The sequence below is a fragment of the Streptomyces sp. bgisy159 genome, assembly GCF_057707805.1.
In genome coordinates this window covers 39,991-46,413 of sequence record NZ_JBYIQX010000051.1, presented here as the reverse complement: position 1 = coordinate 46,413, position 6,423 = coordinate 39,991, and the positions used below count along the sequence as shown (strand labels likewise).

Here is a 6,423-nt window from a genome sequence, read left to right as displayed (position 1 = left end):
TAGTGCTGAAGCAGCAGGCCCGCAGAGCCCAGAAGAAGGCCTTGCGGGCCGGGGCCACGACGACACCTCCTGTTGCCGTCCCGGGGGTAGAAGCTGACGCGCCTTCCCAAGATCTGGCCACCGCGCCCAGCGGCCCGAAGGTCACTGTTACGAGCGAGCAGTTCCAGCAGATGTTCATGACTTGGCTCGCTCGTGAGGACGCCCAGCAGGCGCTCTGGAACCTCATCGTGAATGCCGACGTCGAGGACGGCGGTGTTGCCACCCTGGCATGGCAGCAGGAACTGAAAGAGCTTTCGCCTGAGCAGCGAACCGAGCGGGTCATGGAGTTTCTCGCTACCAACCCCTCGATCCTGGAGGACTTCGCTCGTCAGCTCATGGGCAGCATGGCCCTCGGGCTCGGCGAGACGGCTCTCAGGCGCGACCGGGCGTAGGGGGCCGTGCCGTTTCAGGATGGCGCGTCACTAGAAGGGGCCTCCGACCTACGTCGGAGGCCCTCTCCAAGGCAAAGCCGCTGGTGGCGTCGGGCGAGGCGGGCTGTACGCCGGGTTCTGTCGCCCGACCAAGGACAAGGGCACTAGCCAATCTTGGCCGATCAGGTCGCGCGATTCACCGCTTGAGCTTCCAGCCATGCCTCTACCTCCGGCCAGCGGTAGCGCAAATAGCGGCCGACCTTGTGGGCTCGCGGCCCCTGGTGTCGGTGATTCCATATGTAGACCGTATTCAGAGGTACGCCCAGGAAGTCGGCCAGCTCCTCCGCGCTCATCAAGGGACAACGGTTCCCCGCGCCACTGGCGGCTTCTTCCGCACGGGCAGTGGTTCGACGCATGGGCACTCCAAAACGGTTCGAAGCGGGCAGGAAAGAACCACGTGAGCGGTACTCCGCTGTGGTGGTGGGCGAACGTTTGCATTGAATTCCGGCCGGACCAAACAGAGGGCCTTTCGGCGAAATACCTACGACTCTTGCGAACTCTCGAAGGACACAGGCGAATCTTCGACGAGGGTTCGCCGAGCCCTCGTCAAACCCTCAGCGAGCATTCGTCTAGGTGAAATCTTCTCTACCACTCTGCGCCCTTTGTCGCGAAGACCCCAAGAATGCATTTGACATCTTCAGCTCGCCTGGATCAACATCCAATTCACTCAGGGCGCGATGAACGGGCAGACAATCTCGCCGTCGACGATGACCCTGATTGAAAAGAGTCCACAAATAGACTCAAAGGGCCGTTGAAAACTAGGAGTTGAGTCGATGCCGTACGATCGCTGGCACAAGTCGCGCCCGAAAGACGGGGAGTCGACCTGCAAGGAACACGGCAAAGTTCCGACGCGGGATCACGGGACGGGGAAGCGGTGGCAGGCCCGATGGCGCAACAGGGAAGATGTACAGCAGACAGAGCTGTTCCGCACCGAGGTCGAAGCCCGCAGGCATGAGACCAAGATGCGGTCCGGAGTGGACGACGGTTCGTACATCAACCCTCGCGCCGGGGAGATCAGGGTCAGTGAACTCGCCCTTACGTGGCTCAAGGGGCACGAACACAAGAATCCACGGACTTACCGACGCCACAAGGAGCGGATTCTCCTGCATGTCGTTCCTACCGCAGTTGGGAAGATGCGCGTAAAGGACGTGAACGCCTCATCTTTGCTGGACTGGCTGCACGACCGTCGCAGGCTGCTCGAAAGTTCCACGCTGCGCCTGGTCTTCGACAATCTTCGGGCTGTCTTTGACCTGGCCGTGGACGACAGCCTGATACACAAAAATCCGTGCCTCGCCAAGTCGGTGCAGGACGCCAAGCCGAAGCGAGGAGGTGGCGGCCGGGCAAATCTGACCCTAACGTGGGAGGACACCGAGAAGATCCGCGCCGAACTTCCCGACCGCTATAAAGCACTTGTTGACTGTGGTCGCGGCCTGGGTCTGCGGCAAGGTGAGATATTCGGCCTGTCACCAGAAGATATCGACTGGGCACATCCAGACGGCGCCATGGTGCACGTGCAACGGCAAGTAGTCCACGACGGCTCGTTCCTCGCATACGCCCTCCCCAAGGGCGGAGACGACGAGGACCCGAAGGACCGGTGGGTCGAGCTGACCGACGACGTGGCCATCCCCCTGCGCGAGCACATGGAGAAGTACCCGCCGGTCGAGGTGACCCGACCGTGGGGCAGCAAAGGCGGCTCCCCGGTCACGGCGCGGCTGATCTTCTACACCCGGGAGAAGACCGCCATTCAGTCGAATTGGTTCAACTCCTACCGCTGGAAGCCCGCCCTGGCGTCGGCCGGCCTCATCAAGCCCCTTGAGCCCGACGCGAAGGGACGACGGTGGGAGAAGTCCCGCGACGTGATGATGCACGCGCTCCGACACCTGTACGCGTCGATGATGATCAACGGTGGGGTAGACGTGTACACGCTCGCGGACCGACTCGGACACGCCGATCCCGCGTTTACCCTGCGTAAATACGTGCACCGGGTCGTGGGAGCCGGTTCCAAGGTCCGCATCGCGGTCCGGAGCGCCTACACCGGGGCCGCGTGAGTCCTGCTCCGTTCGGCTTGTGCAACAACCGTGCAAGATGATCTTCGAGAGGGGTCATTTGCACAGGTCAGAAGCTTTGTCTATGAGTTCCGGGACATCTGACGAGCGGATGCCGCCCCGCCTCGCCCCGGTGCGCCCGGTCGGCGGTGCGCGGCGCAAGGACTCGGAGGGCCTGGCCCTGCCGGGCGGGCAGGGCCAGGCCGGTCATCGGGGTCCGTCAGTCGTACGGCAGGTGCAGGACCGAGAGGTCGCCGGTGCCCAGGGCACCGGCATCGGAGCCGAGGGCGTTCCAGACCTCGGCCCGGACCTTTCCGCCGTTCAGGTCGCAGGCTGCGCCGCTGGAGGAGGCCAGGCCCTGGGACTGCGTGTAGTGCTCCCATCCCGCCACCGGGTCGGTGGCGAAGTAGTGGTAGGTCTCCACGCGGTCCCACGAGCCGTCGCCGGTGCAGTCGTAGGACAGTCGCAACTGGACGGCGTTGCCCACCGCGCTGCCCGCGTCGACGGCGAGGTCGAACGTCGGGGTGCCGCCGTTGTGGGTGAGGTTCACGCCGTCGGCGGTCAGCGTCACCGGCCGGTGCGGGCTGCCGTCGTGGTTGGCGCCGTCACCGGAGGCCACCGGGGCGCTTGCGGCAGCACTCGTGTCGGGGGTCAGCGAACCGTCGCCCTGCAGGTACAGCGTCGGCGCGGTGATACCCGTGCCCGTACCGGACGTCCCGGTCGGCGTCGGTGACGCGGTCGGGGTCGGGGTCGAGCCGCCGCCGTCGGTCATCGTGTAGGGCAGGTCGAACACGGACAGGTCGCCGGTGCCCAGCGTGCCGGGATTGCCGCCGAGGGCGTTCCAGACCTCGGCTCGGACCGTGCCGTTGTCCAGGTCGCAGGCCGTACCGGTGGCCGAGAGCAGGGCGGAGGTCTGGGTGTAGTGCTCCCAGCCGGGAACCGGGTCGGTGGCGAAGTAGTGGTAGGTCTCCACCCGGTTCCAGGTGCCGTCGCCGGTGCAGTCGTAGGACAGTCGCAGCTGGACGGCGTTGCCGACCGCGCCGCCCGCGTCGACCGCGAGGTCGAACGTCGGGGTGCCGCCGTCGAACGTACCGGTCAGTCCGGTGGCGGTCAGCGTCACCGGCCGGTAGGGGCTGCCGTCGTGGTTGGCACCGTCACCGGAGGTCACCTGGACACTGCCCGAGGCGCCCGGGTCGGCGCTCAGCGAACCGTCGCTCTGCGCGTACAGGGTGGCGGAGTTCCCGCCGCCGGGCGGCGGGGACGTGCTGGGCGACGTGGAGGGGTCCGGGCTCGGCGACGGGGAGTCCGTGACCGGCGGAGCGCCGTTGCCGCCCTCCCAGTTCTGCGCTCCTGTGGCGACGGTCCGCCCGGCGCCGACCTCGACGGTGGTTCCGTCGGAGAAGTGGACCGTCGACCCCGCGCCGGTGGCATCGGCGGCGACGTAGGTGCGTGCGCCGTTCTTCACGAAGACCGAGCTCAGCGGGTTGTCCGAGGTCACCGTGGTGTCCACGGTACCCAGGGCGGCGAGGTTGCGGATCCAGTGGAAGGTGTGCGCCTTGCTCTCGCCCTCCTCCGAGGTGAAGGAGTTGTTCGCCCTGAAGTCGGCCAGGGCCGCGGCGGGGTCGCCGAGGGCCCGGTACTCGTACCAGATGTCGGTCCAGATGACCGGCTGGGTCTTACCGCTCTGGGTGAGCATCTCCTGGTAGTTGGCCCTGACGTACGCCGGGTCGTAGCCCAGGTACAGGTGGCCGCCGGTCACCGGCAGCAGGTTGATGCCCTGGATCTGCTCGGGCGCGCTGGAGAACCAGGTCGAGTAGGCACCGCCGTTGCCCCACACCATGCCGACTTCCTCGTGCTGGAAGTCGCCGGGGTAGATGTCACCCTCGGTGTCGAACCAGTAGTCCTGAATGGCGGCGGCCTGCGTGGTGTACATGTAGATGCCGGCGTCGCGGACGGCCTTGTCGCCGGTCGCGATGCCCCACTGGATGAGGGCGTTGTCGAAGTTCATCCCCTCGGACGAGGACTCCTGGTTGTTGCCCGCGGCGAAGGAGCCGTGGCCGGAGGCCCAGTCGTGACCGCTGTAGATGTCGAAGTCACGCAGGAAGGGGAAGCGCTTGTCCGTGCGGTCGTAGTTGTTGGCGTCCCGGATGAGCAGGTCGACCATGCCGCCGTACTGGCTCGAAGTGGCCCAGGCCGGGTCGAACTTGGCGAGCGTCGCGGCAGCCGCGATGTAGTAGCCGTAGTGGAAGTGGTGGTCGTTGAGCTCCTGGTCGGACCCGTAGGAGGCCGGGTAGCCGATCAGCGTGCCCCAGTTGTCGTCGTAGTAGAACAGGTGGCCCGTCTCGTTCTGCGAGGCGGTGAACCAGTCGTTCAGTTTGGACCTGATCGCGGACAGGGCGGCGTCCCGCACCGCGGTGTTGCCGGTCTGGTCGGCGATCTCCGCCAGGCGGGCGGCGCGGCCGAGGCCCTTGCCCGTCCAGTAGGTGTCGTCGCTCTGCTGACGGGTCGGGTCGGCCTTCTCCGCGTCGAGGTAGTTCTGCAGCGTGGCGGCGTCGGGGCCGGAGCTGTCGGCGACGGCCGGGACCTCGGGCAGCACACCGTGGAAGAGCATCGACGTCGTGAAGGAGTCGATGCCGGTGAGGATCTTCAGGGGGCCGCGGGAGGAGACGTACTTCTGGGTCAGCGGGGTGCCGCCGGTCAGGTGGCGCCACTGGTGCGGCAGCAGGGCGGCGACCGTGCCGGAGCCCGTTCCCTCCATCGCCTCGGTGGTGTACTCGTACGTCGTCGTGACGGTGCTCGTGGCCTCGTCGTAGTTGTACGAGACCGCGGTGCCGGTGACGTGGTGGTGGGCGTACGCGGCGTACTCCTCCACGAGCGCGGACCGGTCGGCCGCCGAGGTCGACGGCGTGGTCGGGAGCACCGCGACGGAGAAGTAGTCCTTGCCGCCCAGCGAGGAGGTGAGGGTCCTGCCGGTCACGGACCAGGCGGAGCCGGCCGGGGCGAAGGCGACGTAGTCGTGACCGTTGATCTGGTAGCCGATGGTTCCACCGGAGTTGGACCACACCTTCAGGGGCGCCGCGGAGGAGCCCTTGATCTGCGCCCTGCCTCCGGTGGCACGGTAGTAGGAGAAGGGCAGACCGGAGCCGATCGTGGCCCGCAGCGTGTGCGCGCCGTCCGTGAGCAGGGGGCTGACGGTCCAGTCGCTCCAGTCGTCCACCTTCACCTCGCCGGCCGCGAGACCCTCGACGCCGACGACGAAGTCCTCGCCGTAGTTGAAGTGGTACTCGCCGACACCCGTGGCGCTGCCGGAGATCGCCGGCGTGGTGCTGTAGGAGACTCCCAGTCCGCCGGAGCCGGCCTGGAAGCCCAGCGGCTGCGCGAACAGCGGCTCGCCGTAGGCGCAGTTGGTCCGCTTCCACAGGATGGACGACCACCAGTCGTTGGTGGGCACGGCTCCTGACGGGGCGTTGGCCGTCACCCAGCGCCTCGGGTCGGTCGAGAGGTTCCCGCACCCCGACGGCAGCGGGCCGGGTGGCGTCGTGGTGTAGCTGCCCTGGCCGACCGCGTCGGCGCGTGCGTCGTGCGAGACGAGTACGGTCAGTGCGGCACCGAGCAGGGCGATCACCACGCCGAGCACCGCGGCGCGAGGAAGGCGGGAGGATCGCCGGGCGTACCGGGGACCGCCTGACGCGGCCCCCGGTGGGGTGGGAGTGGGGTGGCCCGCAGCCGCGGATGGCGGGCGACTTGCTGGGAGCATGTCAGAACTCCTGCTCAGGGCGTCGCGGGCCGCACGCGACGGTGACGGATGGACGTGCTCGTGCGTGTGGCGTGTGACGCCCCGGGAGGCGGCCGGTCCGCCGAGTCGTCTGCGGAGGCGGTGGACGATCTGCGGGGAGGGGAGTGCACCG

The 6,423-nt window shown here is 67.3% G+C and carries 4 protein-coding genes; 2 read left to right on the top strand and 2 right to left on the bottom strand.

Annotated elements, in window-relative coordinates; all coding sequences use genetic code 11:
* Positions 1-431: hypothetical protein (locus AC3ET3_RS31800; protein ID WP_435613354.1), on the top strand; the 431-nt coding region annotated here is incomplete at its 5' end.
* A gap of 161 nt (positions 432-592) precedes the next feature.
* Here AC3ET3_RS31800 and AC3ET3_RS31795 read toward each other — a convergent pair.
* Positions 593-763: a helix-turn-helix transcriptional regulator gene (locus AC3ET3_RS31795; RefSeq protein ID WP_346174884.1), complete on the bottom strand. Its 171-nt coding sequence runs from the start codon at positions 761-763 to the stop codon at positions 593-595.
* Between the two features lie 480 nt (positions 764-1,243).
* On the opposite strand from AC3ET3_RS31795, the gene AC3ET3_RS31790 reads away from it, so the two are divergent.
* Entirely contained in the window at positions 1,244-2,518 is a 1,275-nt protein-coding gene (locus AC3ET3_RS31790) for a tyrosine-type recombinase/integrase (RefSeq protein WP_432137744.1), read from the top strand.
* A gap of 217 nt (positions 2,519-2,735) precedes the next feature.
* On the opposite strand, the gene AC3ET3_RS31785 is transcribed toward AC3ET3_RS31790, so the two are convergent.
* Positions 2,736-6,143 (bottom strand): glycosyl hydrolase, encoded by a 3,408-nt coding sequence (locus AC3ET3_RS31785; protein WP_435613353.1) that lies wholly within the window; start codon positions 6,141-6,143, stop codon positions 2,736-2,738.
* Positions 6,144-6,423 lie beyond the last annotated feature (280 nt).